General features: G+C 40.7%; 10 protein-coding genes. 4 read left to right on the top strand and 6 right to left on the bottom strand.

Translation table 11 applies throughout. The features are described 5' to 3' along the window. The first annotated feature begins 3 nt into the window (after positions 1–3). The 4 genes from IW510_RS08230 (at position 4) to IW510_RS08215 (ending at position 3079) form a co-directional block, all read left to right on the top strand. The gene (locus IW510_RS08230; RefSeq protein ID WP_202058475.1) at positions 4–735 is read left to right on the top strand and encodes an amino acid ABC transporter ATP-binding protein; all 732 of its coding nucleotides are present in this window, start codon (positions 4–6) and stop codon (positions 733–735) included. Between the two features lie 94 nt (positions 736–829). Continuing rightward, positions 830–1636, top strand: coding sequence for a transporter substrate-binding domain-containing protein (locus IW510_RS08225; protein WP_202058473.1), 807 nt, complete (start codon positions 830–832; stop codon positions 1634–1636). A 46-nt stretch (positions 1637–1682) separates the two neighbouring features. After that, entirely contained in the window at positions 1683–2408 is a 726-nt protein-coding gene (locus tag IW510_RS08220) for an amino acid ABC transporter permease (protein ID WP_202058471.1), read from the top strand. A gap of 11 nt (positions 2409–2419) precedes the next feature. Further along, positions 2420–3079: an amino acid ABC transporter permease gene (locus tag IW510_RS08215; RefSeq protein ID WP_202058469.1), complete on the top strand. Its 660-nt coding sequence runs from the start codon at positions 2420–2422 to the stop codon at positions 3077–3079. 118 nt (positions 3080–3197) lie between these two features. On the opposite strand, the gene IW510_RS08210 is transcribed toward IW510_RS08215, so the two are convergent. The 6 genes from IW510_RS08210 to IW510_RS08185 all read right to left on the bottom strand — a co-directional run bounded on the left by IW510_RS08210 (position 3198) and on the right by IW510_RS08185 (position 15804). After that, positions 3198–3578 (bottom strand): hypothetical protein, encoded by a 381-nt coding sequence (locus IW510_RS08210; protein WP_202058467.1) that lies wholly within the window; start codon positions 3576–3578, stop codon positions 3198–3200. Between the two features lie 254 nt (positions 3579–3832). After that, complete coding sequence (pheT, locus tag IW510_RS08205) at positions 3833–6256, bottom strand: phenylalanine--tRNA ligase subunit beta (RefSeq protein WP_202058465.1); 2424 nt, start codon at positions 6254–6256, stop codon at positions 3833–3835. 234 nt (positions 6257–6490) lie between these two features. Beyond that, positions 6491–7534, bottom strand: a complete 1044-nt coding sequence (gene pheS, locus IW510_RS08200) for a phenylalanine--tRNA ligase subunit alpha (RefSeq protein WP_202058463.1) — start codon at positions 7532–7534, stop codon at positions 6491–6493. A 501-nt stretch (positions 7535–8035) separates the two neighbouring features. Then, the gene (locus IW510_RS08195) at positions 8036–8380 is read right to left on the bottom strand and encodes a winged helix-turn-helix transcriptional regulator (RefSeq protein ID WP_202058461.1); all 345 of its coding nucleotides are present in this window, start codon (positions 8378–8380) and stop codon (positions 8036–8038) included. A 70-nt stretch (positions 8381–8450) separates the two neighbouring features. Continuing rightward, positions 8451–12245 (bottom strand): helicase-exonuclease AddAB subunit AddA, encoded by a 3795-nt coding sequence (addA, locus tag IW510_RS08190; protein ID WP_202058459.1) that lies wholly within the window; start codon positions 12243–12245, stop codon positions 8451–8453. Further along, entirely contained in the window at positions 12238–15804 is a 3567-nt protein-coding gene (locus tag IW510_RS08185) for a PD-(D/E)XK nuclease family protein (RefSeq protein ID WP_202058457.1), read from the bottom strand. Before IW510_RS08185 ends, addA begins: the two co-directional genes overlap by 8 nt. Positions 15805–16065 lie beyond the last annotated feature (261 nt).

Here is a 16065-nt window from a genome sequence, read left to right as displayed (position 1 = left end):
ACTATGATTTCTTTGGAACATGTAAACAAATATTTTGGTGACCATCACGTATTAAAAGATATTTCATTAACTGCCGATCACGGTGAAAAAATCGTTATCATTGGGCCATCGGGTTCCGGTAAAAGTACTTTGATTCGTTGTATCAATCGACTTGAAAAAGTAACCGACGGAAAAATAACTGTTGATGGTGTTGATATCACCCAACCGAAAGCACCTATCCAGCAGATACGTCAAAAAGTAGCCATGGTCTTTCAAAATTTTAATCTATATGCCCATAAAACGATTATCGACAATCTGACATTGGCGCCTATAAAAGTTAAAGGTGTCAGCAAAGAGGAAGCTACACGAACAGGTATGGAGTATCTGGAGCGAGTTGGCTTAGCTGATAAAGCGAATGCTTATCCTGCACAGCTTTCCGGCGGTCAGCAGCAGCGTGTTGCTATTGCAAGAACATTGAATATGCATCCTGAGGTTATTCTATTTGATGAGCCGACTTCTGCACTTGATCCTGAAATGATTCAAGAAGTATTGGACGTAATGGTTGACCTTTCAAAGCAAAATATCACAATGATTTGTGTTACACATGAAATGGGCTTTGCACGTCAGGTAGCCGATAGGGTTATTTTTATGGATGATGGACAAATCGTGGAGACCGGAACTCCGGAGCATTTCTTTACTAACACACAAAATGAACGTGCAAAAGAATTTCTAAGTAAAATTATCCATAATTCATAATCAAAGAAGAAACACAAAAACAAATAAATACGATTACGATAATGAACTACGCTTCATTCTATTGAATAAAACAAGTAAACTGGGAGGAAAATTTATGAAAAGCATGAAAAAAGTACTTGGCGGGTTATCACTATTGGCATTATTAGGATTGTTTACAGCATGTGGCGGCAGTGAAGATGCAGCAAATTCCAGCGGTTCAGCAATTGATAAAATTAAAGAAGCCGGTGTAATTAAAGTAGGAATCAAAGAAGATATTCCGAACTTCGGCTATATGAATCCTGACTCAAATAAGAATGAAGGAATGGAGCCTGATATCGCTCGCAAAATTGCCAAAGAGCTAACTGGTAGCGAAGACAACGTAGAGTTTGTCGGTGTTACTGCAAAAACTCGCGGACCTTTGTTAGATAATGGTGAGCTAGATATGGTCATTGCGACATTCACAATTACAGATGAGCGTAAAGAAACGTATAACTTTACTACACCCTATTATCAAGATGAAGTTGGTTTCCTAGTGAGAAAAGACGACGGCTTTACTGATACAGCGAGCCTGGATGGAAAAACAATCGGTGTCGCTCAATCTGCAACAACAAAAGATGCTATTATCGCTGAAGGAGATACATTGGGCGTATCCTTCAAGTTCCAAGAGCTTGGTTCTTACCCTGAACTGAAAACTGCTCTGACTTCTAAGAGAATCGATGCTTTCTCAGTGGATAAATCTATCTTGAGTGGTTATGTTGATGAAAACACAGAAATTCTTGCTGACGGCTTCTCTCCTCAGGAATATGGTATCGCAACTAAAAAATCAAATGCTGAATTGAATGACTATCTTGATGACCTGATTAAAAAATGGCAGGATGATGGTTCATTGGAAGAAATCTACAAAACTTGGAATTTAGATTAACCTTTCTGATTCGAGTGTGGAATAAAAGAATTTAGGAGGGATTGTTATGTCATTTTTAGCTACTGCTTCCTGGCTGAATGAAGGGCCTTTTGCCCTTCATCGCTGGCGGGCACTTTTAACGGATTGGCGTCTGTTTGCAGATGCTTTTCTGTATACAATCATGATTTCTCTAGGAGCCCTTGCGCTTGCATTAGCCTTGGGTATTCTTTTCGGAAGCATGTCTACGACGCGAAGCAAACTATTGAAAGCACTCAGCCGAGTATATGTGGAAATTTTTCAAAATACACCTTTGCTGATTCAGTTTGTTGTCGTGTATTACGGGCTACCATTGATTCTCATTAACGGACAGCCATTTTTTGTTTTTTCTGCAACATCTACAGCTATTCTTTGTGTTGGATTGTACCACGGGGCTTACATTTCAGAAGTTGTTCGTTCCGGGATTGGTGCTGTTCCCAAAGGACAGTTTGAAGCTGCCTTTTCACAAGGCTTTAATTACAAGCAAACTATGATGTATGTCATTTTACCGCAAGCGTGGAAAATCATGTTGCCGCCATTAACAAATCAGCTGGTAAACTTAATTAAAAATACCGCAACGGTCGCAATCATTTCTGGTGCCGATGTCATGTTTGCCGCGAACAGCTGGTCTTCTGCGAACTTAAACTATATACCGGCATTCGCGTTAGCCGGCCTTCTCTATTTCATTCTCTGCTTTCCATTGGCTACCTTTGCACGCAGAATGGAAGAAAAAAATAAGAAAGCCTATAGCAGATAAGGGGGTAAACGATGTCAGAACAAATCAGTCAAATATTTACAGCGAACAATATGAAATTCTTGTTTGATGGTCTTAAGCTTACCCTGTATATCTCGTTTATCGCTATTGTGCTGAGTACGATTTTCGGAACGATTTTAGCTGTCTTCCGAAATCAAAAACGAGGACCGCTCAAGATTCTTGCCAGTATTTATATTGAAATCGTTCGAAATATTCCAAACTTACTTTGGATTTATGTAATTTTTTTAATCTTTAGAATTAAATCAACACCAGCAGGAATTGTCAGCTTCACCGTATTTACCACTGCTGCATTGGCAGAAATTATTCGTGGTGGATTGAATGGCGTTGACACAGGACAAAAGGAGGCCGCTCGTTCACAAGGGTTCAGCAAGCTCCAAATTCTGCGTTATATTGTATTGCCTCAAGCAATCAGAAACGTACTCCCTGCAATTGTTTCACAATTTGTAACAGTAATTAAGGATACCAGCTTCCTCTACTCCGTCATCGCTCTTCAAGAGCTTTTCGGAAAATCTTATATTCTTATGGGAAGATATGGACAAACCGGACAAGTATTTACAATCTACGGAATCGTTGCCTTGATTTATTTTCTCGTCAACTTTTCTATCTCTCAGTTTTCGAGATGGCTGTCTCGTAATTGGGCGAAAGGGTATTAATTTAAAAAGTTGAATATTTACTAACCAGTGCATACTGCAATAGGTTAGTAAATATTCAACTTTTTTCTTTTACCAATACTGTTGGACATGGCATAGTTTTTAAGTTGAAATAGCATGACTAATTCGAACCGCTTTTACTTATCTGATCACTATCCATAATCACCACTGAATACAACCCATTACTATTGTGAATACTGTTTGAATCATAGACCGAAATCTTTATATTTTCACCCTTTTCATAGCTGTTCAGCAGCTCTTCTTGCACTTCTTTTAAGGGAATAAAAAGATATACCTTGTCTCCTTGTCTTGGCGTTAAATCATTCGACTTAGAAAAAGAACGCGTTAATACGATGATTATTGACTCACTTCGCACATCCTCTGCGTAACCATAAAGGTACTCTAAATGTGAATTTCCTGTTCTTTTTTTCATCGACAATACGCCTGTACAAAGAACAAGGATTGCCAGCAGAGCTATAATTGGTAACGGTTTCTTTTTCATTTGTTCATCTCCAAAAAATTAAAATAAAAGCCTGAATATTTTATTGCCTAAAACGAGTCCAATCTCACATTCATCAATAGAAAATTTGTTGTTCAGATAAAGGGAAACTGCCTATAAAATAGTGTATCATTAGAAAAGTGCTTTTACGACTAAGAGTTTCATTTACAAAATAAAGAACCCCTCAATCTCTCGAGAGGTTCTTTAGCTATCGTCCCTTTTCATATTAAAGGTAACTGTTTTTTAGTTCTTGTTTCTTAGCGAACTTCCGCACCTAGCTGTTCAACCAATGCTTTTTCAATTTTCTTCATTGCACCGTTGATTTCTTCTTCTACCAATGTGGCTTCAGAATTAGCAAAAGTTAAGCTATACGCCATTGATTTCATTCCTGCTTCAATATTCTCTCCTTGATAAACATCAAATAAATGAACATGTTTCAGGAAACGTCCGGCATGATTCCAAATACAGTCTGTCAATTCTTGATTAGTTACTTCTTCCTTCACAAGCAAGGCAATATCGCGATTAACTGTCGGGAATTTAGAAACTGCTTCAAAGACAAATGGTGCTTTTTCTCCAGCCAACAAGCCATGTAAGTTCAACTCAGCTACATAAGCTTGAGGAATATCATAAGCTTTTGCTGTTAATGGATGAATTTGTCCGACAAAACCAATGATTTCATCATTCAATTTAACATAAGCTGTTCTACCAGGATGCATTTCTTTCATATTCTGTGTTGCTTCATACGTAATCGATTCTTGATAACCAGTCATCTCAAATAGATGATCTAAGATTCCCTTGATTGTATAGAAATCAATTGCTTTCGCTTTTGTCTGCCAATCCTTTTCCAGCTGATCGCCAGTCAGAGCAAGTGCCAAATGATTTTCTTCATACGGCAAATCCTTTAATGGATCTTTCTCTTGATAGAACACATGCCCCACTTCATACAAAGCAATCGCACTGTTTTTGCGTGCAACATTGTAGTTTATGTCATCAAGCAATCCTGAAATCAAGTTCATTCGTAGAACAGAACGTTCTTCACTCATCGGCCAATTCAGTTTCGTTGCTTTACTCTCCTTCATAGAGAATTGTCCGGCTTTTTCTTCTGTAGTCAGTGCATAGCTGATAGCTTCACTCACACCATAGCCTTCCAATGTTCCTTTTAAATTACGAACAAAGCGTTGTGTATCTGTTAAACTGCCGGCTACTGTCTCACCTTTAGGTAATGTAGAAGGCAATTTATCGTAACCATAGATTCTGGCAATTTCCTCAATCAAGTCAGCTTCAATCGTAATATCCCATCTTCTTGAAGGAACGGATACTGTGTAAACACCGTTTGCAGCAGTATAATCAAAACCAAGTGCTGTAAAGATTTCTGCTACATCCTCATCTGTCAATTCTGTGCCTAAGTATTTATTGGCGCGTTCTACTGAAACACTAACCTCAACAGGAGGAACAACCAATTCACTGCCTGTACTTGCTCCTGAAACAACTGTCCCGCCTGAAAGCTCGGCAATCATTGCTGCTGCTGCCGCACCGGCATCACTAACTGTTCCTTTATTGATGCCCTTTTCGAAGCGACTGGATGATTCACTGCGCAGATTGAATTGCTTTGATGTTTTTCTAATAGAAAGGCTATTGAATAAAGCAGATTCTAACGCTACAGTAGTGGTTGCCTCCGTAATTTCTGAATCGGCTCCTCCCATTACTCCTGCTAATGCGACAGGTACCTCGCCATTTGTAATAACAATATTCTCAGCAGAGAGCTTGCGTGTCTCTCCGTCTAAAGTAACGATTTCTTCATTGTCCTTGCCTCGACGAACCAAAATATTTTTGCTTCCCAGCTTGTCGTAATCAAATGCATGCAACGGTTGACCGAACAATAGGAGAATGTAGTTTGTCACATCAACAACATTGTTGATTGGACGAATGCCTTCATTCATCAAACGTGTTTGCAGCCAAAGAGGACTTTCCTGAATTTTTACATCCTTGATGATTCGGATTTGGTAAGCGGGTGCGTCTTCTTTATCCGCCACATCTACAGAAATGTAATCCTCTGCTTTTTCAGAAGTATCCTCCTGTAAGTTGATTTCTTCAAACTTAGGGGTCTGGCGATAGATTGCCGCCGCTTCATAGGCAACACCGCGCATACTTAGCGCATCTGCCCGGTTCGGTGTAATCGATAGCTCAATAATTGAATCATCCATATCTAAATAAGAAAAGACACTATCTCCATTTACTGCCTCTTGAGGCATATAGTAAATTCCCTCAGCGTATGCTTTAGGAATGACATTGTCTGAATAGCCCAACTCTTGAAGTGAACAAATCATTCCATTTGACACTTCACCTCTCATTTTTCCTTTTTTAATTTTTTGATTTCCAGTGATACGGGAACCGGGAAGCGCAACAATTACCTTAATCCCCACTTTTACATTTGGCGCACCACAAACAATTTGAGACAGCTCTTCTTCACCGATATCTACCTGACAAATTGATAAATGATCCGAATCCGGATGAGGAACACATTCTTTTACCTCTCCGACAACGATTTTTTTCAAGCCTTCTTCAGGCACTTCGATTCCTTCGACTTCGATTCCAGTGACAGACATAGTATCTGCCAACTCTTTTGGCGTTACCTTTGACAGGTCAACATATTCGCTTAGCCATTTATAAGAAACTAACATTAGTTATAACTCCTTTACGTTTTATTGTAGAAACAGTCCAGATAACTGTCCCGTTTCTTTATTTTGGAGGTCCGATGTCTATTATCTCTAGAGGTTCCTACACTAGAATAATGGCTCTCCTTTACAATTTAGTGAGGAAACAGGCCAGGCAACTGTCCCGTTTCTTTATTTTGGAGGTTCGATTCCTATTTCCCTAAAAATTTGATAGGAGAAATAGTGCCTCCTTCTTTTTTCTTACTGTCCTTTGAACTGATTTAGGAAGCGTAAATCGTTTTGATAGAAGCTTCGAATGTCATTGACACCGTAGCGAAGCATCGCTACTCGATCAGGTCCTAAGCCAAAGGCAAATCCTGTGTATTCCTCAGGATCAATGCCTGACATTTTCAGTACATCAGGATGAACCATACCTGCACCAAGGATTTCAATCCAACCAGTATGCTTACATACATTACAGCCGGAGCCGCCACATTTAAAACAGCTGACATCGACTTCTACTGAGGGTTCAGTAAATGGGAAGTAGCTTGGTCGAAGACGAATGCTGCGATCCTCACCAAACATTTTCTTCATAACAACTTCCAATGTCCCCTTCAAATCGCCCATTGTAATATTCTTGTCGATAACCAGACCTTCAATTTGATGGAACTGATGACTATGGGTAGCATCATCCGTATCTCTGCGGAAAACTTTCCCCGGAGAAATCATCCGTAAAGCACCTTTAGAAAAATCGTGTTTTTCCATTGTTCGTGCCTGTACCGGGGATGTATGCGTACGAATCAATATTTCATCGGAAATATAAAATGTATCCTGCATATCTCTTGCCGGATGATCCTTAGGCAGATTCATTCGCTCAAAGTTATAATGATCCGACTCAACCTCATAACCCTCAACAATTTGATAACCCATACCTACAAAAATATCTTCTATCTCTTCCATTACTTGAGACAAAACATGTCTGGTTCCGCGAGGCATTTGTTCTCCCGGCAGCGTCACATCAATCGTTTCTTGTGCTAAAGAAGCATTCATCGCTTCCGCTTCCAACACTTCCTTGTGTTCTTCAATCGCTTGATTCAACGCATCTCTGATTTCATTGGCAAAGCTTCCAACTACAGGTCGTTCTTCGGGAGAAAGATCCTTCATTCCTCTCAAAACTTCAGTAATTGGTCCCTTTTTCCCAAGTGTTTCTACACGAATCTGGTTTAATTCTTTTAAATCACTCGACTCATTAATTTTCAAAAGTGTTTCATCCTTCAACACTTCAAGCTGTGTCTGTAATGACATACATTTCCATCCTTTCTTTTTATACGCTCACTGCTGTTAATTCGCAGTTTATTCATTTCCTCACTTGTCTTTTCATCTAACTGGCATACTTCTTAAAAAATAGTGTCGGCATCCTGAAAAAAACAAAAAGAGCTCATTCCTAAAAAAGGAACGAGCTCTCGTGGTACCATCCTCATTCACAGCAAAAAACACTGTGCACTCTATTTTTTAACGACATCAGCCGGTCAAGTCAATCAAGACAAAACAAACTCCGGAAGTGAAATGTTCATTTTTCGATTACGTGACCTGCTTCCAGTCTATGACAGGTCTTCCCTTGTACGAATCAGCCAAATTACTTGCTTCCATCAACATTCTTTATTATTCAATTGACTCTATATGAATCGCACGAAATAATACGCTACACGAAGAGTGGCTATTGTTTGCACTATAAACAATAGCAATTCTACACCATATTGTCTATTTGGTCGTATTCATATATTTTACAAGAACTTCTGAATTTGGTCAACCGCATTCTTCTTCAGTAACCCATTTTTCTGCCCAAACCTGCAACTGATTCATTGCCAATTGTAAATCCTGACCCTTGTCTGTCAAGAAATACTCCAATCTGGCGGAGTCTTCACAACGTGCAGCTCTCGCAACGATTTGCTCCCTTTCCAATTCACGCAACCGCTCTACAAGCAAACGATCACTCAGCATTGGAATCTTATTCTTTAATTCGCCAAAGCGCTGAGGTCCATCCTCCAGCAACACATCAATAATCAAGCCATTCCACTTTTTACCTAGGATGCTAAATGCTTTTTCAAATTTGGGACACAAAGAAAAGTTGGTTGTTTTTACTTGTTCCATTTTTCCTCACCTCATGCCATGAGTATAGCACAGAACTTACTATTTGTAAGTTCATTTGCTTTTCAATTTCCTATTTCTTAATTGGAATCACATCACCGCTCACCATATCAATCATTACTTCTGCACGCAGTAAGACCATATATACGTGAGTTACCGGTTTGTTCATCGTTAAAGCCAGCGCCTTCTGATAGAGGTTCAACTGTCCTCGATAACGTTTGATGACCTTTTCTAGCTCTGCCGGATCATTGCTATTCCTTACATAGTCTGTTTTGTAATCAAATAGAATACACTCTTCATCCAACTCGATATAGCCATCGATGATTCCGTGAATAAGCAGCTCGTCTTCGGCTTTTTCCGGATAATCCTTGATAATTTCCTCAGCATCAAGCAGCATAGAAAACGGCTGCTCTCTTTTGACTCGTTCTGAATGCACCAATAGCATACTGCCCAACTCTGATTGGAAAAAATCAAGTATCTTATGCAGATCAATCCGTTCACTGGTTTTTTCTGCAATGAGTCGTTGAGAGACTAGATTATGCAATAGCTCCTGTAAGCTTTCTAAGGTCGGCTCTTGTGACAAATCAATAAGCTGAAGCAGATAGTGGGTAGCTGTTCCAATCTCCACAGAGGCCGGCTGCTGAACATCCTGAAAAAAGCTTGGTCTGCCAAGCTCCTGAGTAGTCAGCCTATGAACGATGCCTGAGGAATGAGAGACTTGGCTTTCGCCAATCTCCAGCTTTCCAATGGAGCGATCATCAGGGTCTTCAAAAATACGCTTGATTTCTGAAACCGATTGATAATTGGTTGTATGCGCAGCAAGCTGATACGGATACTCATAGTTTAGAATTTTCAACCCTCTGGTTAGCAACACCTGATTTTCCTTTTCAGGTTGGTGAAGGACGGACTGCCCCTGCCCAACCCCATGCTGTACCATTGAAAAACCAGCTTCAATCTGTTGCTCATCCATAAACGAAATCTTGAACCGTCCTGGATGATTCGTTACTTCAGTTACCTTAGCTGTCTCATAAAAATCATTGATTGGCTCAGCATCCCGATGCCGAATCAGAGTCATACCAATCCAATTCATCAAACTGCTTTTTCCTTGCAGGCGACTTTCCTGAGGGAGTACCAATGACTCTGTATCCTTCGCCTTTCCCCATTCTTTCCAAGCTGCTTCTCGATCATTATAAGAACCAACAAGAAACAGTTTTTGTTCCGCACGGGTAAGTCCAACATACAGCTTCCGCATCTCCTCGGAAAGAAGCTTATTCATTTTAATTTGCTTCAACGCAAGATACGGCAGTGTATCATAAAGGACACGTGTCTCCTCATCAAGAAAACGGACACCTGCGCCCAACCGGTCATCAAAAATGCAGCGCTCCTTCAAATCAGACAGATTGAATTCCTTCGTCATATCCAGTAGAAAAACAATTGGAAACTCCAGCCCTTTACTGGCATGAATTGTCATGACCCTAACCGCATTTTCATCCTCAAGTATGACAGGCTCGGCTAAGTCCTTATCCTTTTCCTGCATTTTTTCAATAAAACGAATAAATTGAAACAACCCTCTAAAACTGGTTTTCTCATAATTGGCCGCTCGATCAACTAACGCATAGAGGTTCGCCTGCCTTTGCTGTCCAGCCGGCATTCCGCCTACATAATCGAGATAAGCAGTATCCTGATAAATTTTCCAAATCAGCTCTGACAAGCTGACTCTGCGAGACAGCTCGCGCCAACGTGCCAATTTTTCAGCAAATGCTCGTGTTTTTTCAACGACCTGCTGTTCGTTAGAAGATTCCGGGTCTTGGTTAAAGGCTAGGAACGCATCATAATACAGCCCTTCTTTTTTGGCCAGACGCACCTTCACCAGCTCCGTCTCTTTAAGACCAACAATCGGCGAACGAAGAACAGCTGCAAGCGGAATATCCTGATACGGATTATCTATCAGCTGAAGCAATGAAATCATCGTTCGAATCTCTGTTGCCTGAAAATAATTCTGCGCATCATTAACCTGTAACGGAATATCGAAGCGTTTGAAAATCTCCAGAATCGTTAAATTGTTCTTTTTCGTTGGTGTCAGTAACACAATATCCTGATAACGAACCGGACGACTTTCTTTCAATTTCTTGTCATAGATGAGGTACCCTTGATCAATTAGTTCGCGGATTTTTAGGGCAGTCATATGCAGCTCGCCCTCAGTCTTATCCTCAATTTGCAGCTCTGCTGCTAAAGGAAAATCATCCTGTGAATCAGCAGTCTTCTTTTTCTCATAAATCAACACTTCAGTCGTATAGTCGTCAGCCTCTAAGAACTGCTGAAACCCATTCACCAGCTTCGCATCCTCATCATAAGGAATCTGCCCAACTTGCTCATCCATCAACTGTTCAAAAACCAAATTAGTAAAATCCAATACATTGGATCGGGAACGAAAATTTTCAGCCAAAACAATTCGTTTACCGTCCTCCTGATTGCCGTATCGTGTATATTTTTCGATAAACAGGCTTGGGTCTGCCAATCGGAAAGAGTAAATAGATTGCTTGACATCGCCCACCATAAACAGGTTCCCTTCATCCGCTTCAGAACGGCGAAGCCAGAAAAGGATACTCTCCTGCAGACGATTGATATCTTGATATTCATCAACAAGCACTTCATCAAACTTGCTGCGATAATAATTCGAAGCCTCAGTCGGCAGCCACTCCCCATTTTCTTTCGTTGAAAGAATGTTCAAGGTAAAATGCTCTAAGTCATTAAAATCAACTAACCCTTTGCGTAGCTTCTCTGAACCATAGTCTGCCATAAACTGTGCACCAACTTCGGCCATAGTTTGAACCAAAACAGCTGCCTGTTCTAAAATGTCTTTCATTTTTTCCGGGTCTAAAGTAAAAAGCGAAGAGGTAATTTCTTTAAGCGATTTTTTATTCTGTTCTCGCAACGATTTAATTTGCTCTACATCCTCTTTCAGCTCCGGCACTCGGACAGTCGGAAAACGATCAAAGCTTAAGGTCTCAGTCAGCTGATAAGCAGCTGACAGCTCATTATCCATCAATTTTTGTGTAAAAAGAGTTGTCCATTCCAGCTCTTTTTGACTCAATGCTGCAAGCTTCTCCATTTTCTCTTGTCCTACAGAAAACTCCAACATTTTTTCATATCTTTGAATAGCCAGCTTCAGACTCTCAATTACCGGCGGCTTTAGGGTCTCTTGATACAGAGATGACTCACCAATATCGCCATCGATTTGATAGGCTTTCGGAAGCTTTTGTAACCATTCTTCCGGGTCCGGGTTGGCTTTTGCAAACTCATAAAGAGAAAAAATCAGTTTTGTCAGCCCGTCATCTGAACGATCATTAGAAAAATTACTGGTTAATTGATAGAAAGATTCTTCTTCCCTTTCATACAGCTTCTCCCTTAAATCGTCCCAGACATCCTCTTTTAGCAGCAGCATCTCTGTTTCATCTGTCAATAAACGAAATACCGGGTCCATATCAATTAGATAATAAAAACGGCGAATCACCGAAAGGCAGAAGGAATGAAGAGTGCTGATACTGGCGGTCGGCAGTAAAGACAGCTGACGAACAAAGTGCTGCTTTTGCTGTGGATCCGTCTCTTGCGTCAATGCCTTCTGCAATTCTACCTGAATTCGTTCCTTCATTTCTCTGGCAGCCGCTTCTGTATAAGTAACAACTAACAGACGATCAATATCTGTCCCGCTTTTAATTTTTTCTATCACGCGCCGTACAAGGACTGTCGTCTTCCCTGAACCAGCAGAAGCTGAGACCAAAATATTCTGTCCTTCATCAAAAATTGCCTGCCATTGATTGTCTGTAAACAATTCATGAGGCGGTCTTAACGGAATTGTCTTACTCATCAGCTTGTCCCTCCTCTCCTAGTTTCATTCGATCCAAAATTTCCTGTTTACCCATTGTTTCAATTCGGTGGTAATCATTTTCCTTCAGCATAACGTCAAAGGTACATACACTACGGAATGGACAATATTTACAGGCAATCCGTTCTTTCCCCTGATAGGCAGGATCAAGCAGGACCTCCCCGCTAATCATTTTATTCCCGGCCTCTGTAAACTTGTTTCGATTATGCGTTCTTAATAGTTCAAACTCTTCGCTTGATACGAACTTATCTTCCTGTCTTCGGCCGGGTTTAATAATTTCTTTGGCAGATTCCTCAATTGGAAATACCAATGAGCTCTGTTTAGGTTCGAGCGAACGGTCCAGATAATCTAATAGCTTCGAATCATTCACTAAAAGACCATCAAATTGGAATTTTTTCAGCAGCTGCTTTTCCTGCTGCTCTTCTCCTTCAAAGCCCAGTATCGGATTATGCACATGCAGATACAGCGAGCCTGCCGCTTTGGCTTGCTGACCAACCAAATCAACGGCATCCATCAGTGCCACATCCAGATATGTCAGCATTTGCATGGCCAATCCATAGTAGGCTTCTGTTAAATTAAATTTACGATGACTCGATTTATAATCAATGACACCCAAATAGGTCTCCCCATCGATTGAAAGCTGATCGACACGGTCAATTTTCCCACGAACACTGATTTGACCGTTATTTTGTAACGGCAGCTCCAGTCCACGGATACCCTTTTTCCCGGCAATTTGACCAAACAAAACTTCCGTTTGAACCGTCGAAAGCCCGCTGCGCTCGCTTTGTTTTTTTAACGCCCAGCTGACCTTTTTAATTGTTTGGCGCAGCTGATGACGAATAAAGTTCATACGATGAGATGAATGCAAAATATCGAATCGCTGATCTCCTAAGACGTTGAAAAGTACCTCTTCTGCCACTTCGTTCAGCTGAGTATCTGTTAACTCGGAAAGCTGTTGGTTATTTTTTATCAAAACCTTGAACAGCTGATCGAGCGCCTCATGGAAAAATTCACCTGTCGCTGCCGAAGACAAACCAAATACATCCCGCTCTCTCAGTCGCAGACCAAACCGTGAAAAATATTGATACTGACATCTGTAAAAGCTCTCAACACGGGATACTGAGGTATAGATATGCTTCCCATACAGCTCTTCTGCCAGCTCTGCTCCTAAAGGCTCAGGTATATTTTTATGTTTCAGACTCTCGAAGATTTGCGCTGCTAGTGGTGCCAAAGGCTGGTTTTGCAAGGAACGCTCAAGCATCTGCCAAAAGCCGGATATACCAATAGCGGTTTCTTTGTTTTGTCTCTTCAGATTGGTAAGCTCTCCAATCAGCGTGCGGTAAGTACCGACATGCTGCAAGCTGGCCGCTTCATCATCTGAAATGGTTAAACTATTTTTGTAAATAAACGGCTGCTTCGAATACTTCTGCAAAATTGAAAGATAAGAGGATGGCTTCACATCATGCGCTGTATCTGACATTCTCGGATAGGTCAGGTACAATTTTTCTGTTGCGGATAGCAGCATGGTGTAGGCAGTATAGGGTTCTTGTGCCATGCGTTGACTAACTCCCTGCTGAAAGAATTTCCCTTCTGCTAAGCCTTCATTCATACGACTTCTTTCTTCATCAGACAGCAATGTTTTATTTTCAATTTTCTGCGGAAACACCTGATCCGTTAAGCCAACAGCAAAGGTAACTTTTCCCTGCCCGGGATGAAGAGTGTCAATATGACGGATTTGTACTTGATCAATCGCCGTTGGAATTTTACTGTAGCGCAGGTTTTCCAGACCGCTGGCAAAAATCTCTTGAAAGCTTTCAAATTCAAATGCCTCATCGCTATAAATCATGACATATTCATCTAAAAGCGCCATCAGCGCATCCCATGTCTGTTCATGGTTCCTTGCTTCCTCCAGCTCACCTGCAGCAATCGCCTGATTCCGCCACATTCTTATTTGTTCTTCGACACCACTGTTAATCAAAAATTGATAAAAAATTGCTGCTGCTTTTTCACCATTTTCAGCTTCCTTAAGACTCGCAAAGAATGCCGGTAGGATATCTCTTACAGCATAACGAACTTCATTTGATTCCATTTCCAGCACAGCAGTCTCGTCTAATTTTTCTTCTTCAAAATCATACCGAATGAATGTCCAGTCCTTTTCTCTGGTCCAGTGACTTCCCTCATAACCATAGGCTAAAACGATATTTTCAGTGATATCTATCTTTCTTCGCCAATCATCTCGCTCAAGCTGCCATTGCACTTCCTCAGTATACATGGTACCTGGGAAAAACAGCTCTGTTCTCAAGAAACGCAAGACATCACGATACCTAAAATGGTAGTTATGAATAGCGAATAACGCCTGTATCAGCTCAACCAGCGGATGCTGTTCCATAGACATTTCCTGATCGATATAAATTGGAATATCATGCAGTTGAAAAATCGGCTTCAATATAGGTTGGTAGTCATCAAATGCTCTTGTCGCAAGCTGAATATCTTTATAGCGATATCCTTCTTCGACGACGAGCCGTCGAATTTCCTTTGCCACTGAATCCAGCTCTTCTTTAGGCGTCTCGGCACACCACAATTCAACATCCTGCATCTTATCCGCTGTACTGTTGTTACTAAATTCTTTTCGTGATTGAACCCAGAAATCACCAAGCGCGGCTATTTCTTCCGATTGAATGAGCGAATAATTCTTTTCAACATCGTCAGTCAAAACCGGTACCTGAGATTCTCTAGCCAGTTGATACAGCTCAAAGTAGGTACTGCCTGTTTCATAAAACAGATCCACGGCCTCCGGTTTTCTATCCGCATATGGTCGATCCAATGTCAGCGCAACCTTTACCTCTGCACCTTGCTCCATCAGGGTTTGAAGTAAAAGCTGTTCCTTGGCATTAAAACGATCATAACCGCTCAACACAAAAAGAACATTGCTTAAATCTTTCGTCTTTAAATACGTACTTAAAACGGTCAAATACTCAATTTCATTAATTCCATGCTTCTCAAGCTCCTGCTCAAATGCAGTAAACAGCCATTGAATATCCTCCAGCTTTCGTGCCATGTCCTGATCATTCGGCAATTGCTCTGCCTCAGTTATTAACGCAAGATCAGACAGCTCAACATTTCCATCCTTCATTTCCTGATACAAAGCATACAGCTGTTGGATAAATCCAGATTTATTGATTTCTCCGCGAAAAACAGTCAGCTTCTCCTCATTTTCCTTCAACAGCTTACGGAAAATCATTGCTGCCCCTACTTCAGATAACAGCTCCTGCTGATAGTATTGTGTGTGCTGCAGAAAATACCAAGCCAATCGTTGAAAACTGAATACTTGTAAACGCATCGTTGCCATCATTTTTCCAGACGGTGCAATTCTCTTCCTGATTTCTTTTAAGAAGAGAACTTCCTTTTCGAATTTAATATAGTTGGGAACCAAATAAAATACTTCATTATTCGGGTGAGATTCCAACCATTCCGTCGCTTTGTCTACCAACGTTTTCTCCAGATTCTTTTCTCCGGTTCCTCGAATAAATTGTAGTGACATGCTCCCACTTCCTTTCCCTTGATTCTTATAAATAACAGGGAGTCAACCGTTATTAGTTGAACGCCGCAGTAAAATAGTCTGTATCTATGTGAGGAGTTTGTGTTTCTCTGACGAGTACCTACTCACTCTACATCATTATAATCGTGGCAGATGATTTCCACCACAAAAACCTGTTCATTTTTGCAACAATAAAAATTGAAACCCAAAAGAAAAAGCTGGGATACTTGCCATCCCAGCTGTATTTTCTATTCTTAGTATCTA

Source organism: Enterococcus sp. BWR-S5, assembly GCF_016745255.1.
Taxonomy (GTDB): Bacteria; Bacillota; Bacilli; order Lactobacillales; family Enterococcaceae; genus Enterococcus_L.
This window is presented reverse-complemented; position numbering and strand designations above follow the sequence as displayed.

Bases quoted from the DNA above. Each gene is read 5' to 3' on its own strand.
- IW510_RS08230 (WP_202058475.1), top strand. From the start codon at position 4: ATGATTTCTTTGGAACATGTAAACAAATATTTTGGTGACCATCACGTA.
- IW510_RS08225 (WP_202058473.1), top strand. From the start codon at position 830: ATGAAAAGCATGAAAAAAGTACTTGGCGGGTTATCACTATTGGCATTA.
- IW510_RS08220 (WP_202058471.1), top strand. From the start codon at position 1,683: ATGTCATTTTTAGCTACTGCTTCCTGGCTGAATGAAGGGCCTTTTGCC.
- IW510_RS08215 (WP_202058469.1), top strand. From the start codon at position 2,420: ATGTCAGAACAAATCAGTCAAATATTTACAGCGAACAATATGAAATTC.
- IW510_RS08210 (WP_202058467.1), bottom strand. From the start codon at position 3,578: ATGAAAAAGAAACCGTTACCAATTATAGCTCTGCTGGCAATCCTTGTT.
- pheT (WP_202058465.1), bottom strand. From the start codon at position 6,256: ATGTTAGTTTCTTATAAATGGCTAAGCGAATATGTTGACCTGTCAAAG.
- pheS (WP_202058463.1), bottom strand. From the start codon at position 7,534: ATGTCATTACAGACACAGCTTGAAGTGTTGAAGGATGAAACACTTTTG.
- IW510_RS08195 (WP_202058461.1), bottom strand. From the start codon at position 8,380: ATGGAACAAGTAAAAACAACCAACTTTTCTTTGTGTCCCAAATTTGAA.
- addA (WP_202058459.1), bottom strand. From the start codon at position 12,245: ATGAGTAAGACAATTCCGTTAAGACCGCCTCATGAATTGTTTACAGAC.
- IW510_RS08185 (WP_202058457.1), bottom strand. From the start codon at position 15,804: ATGTCACTACAATTTATTCGAGGAACCGGAGAAAAGAATCTGGAGAAA.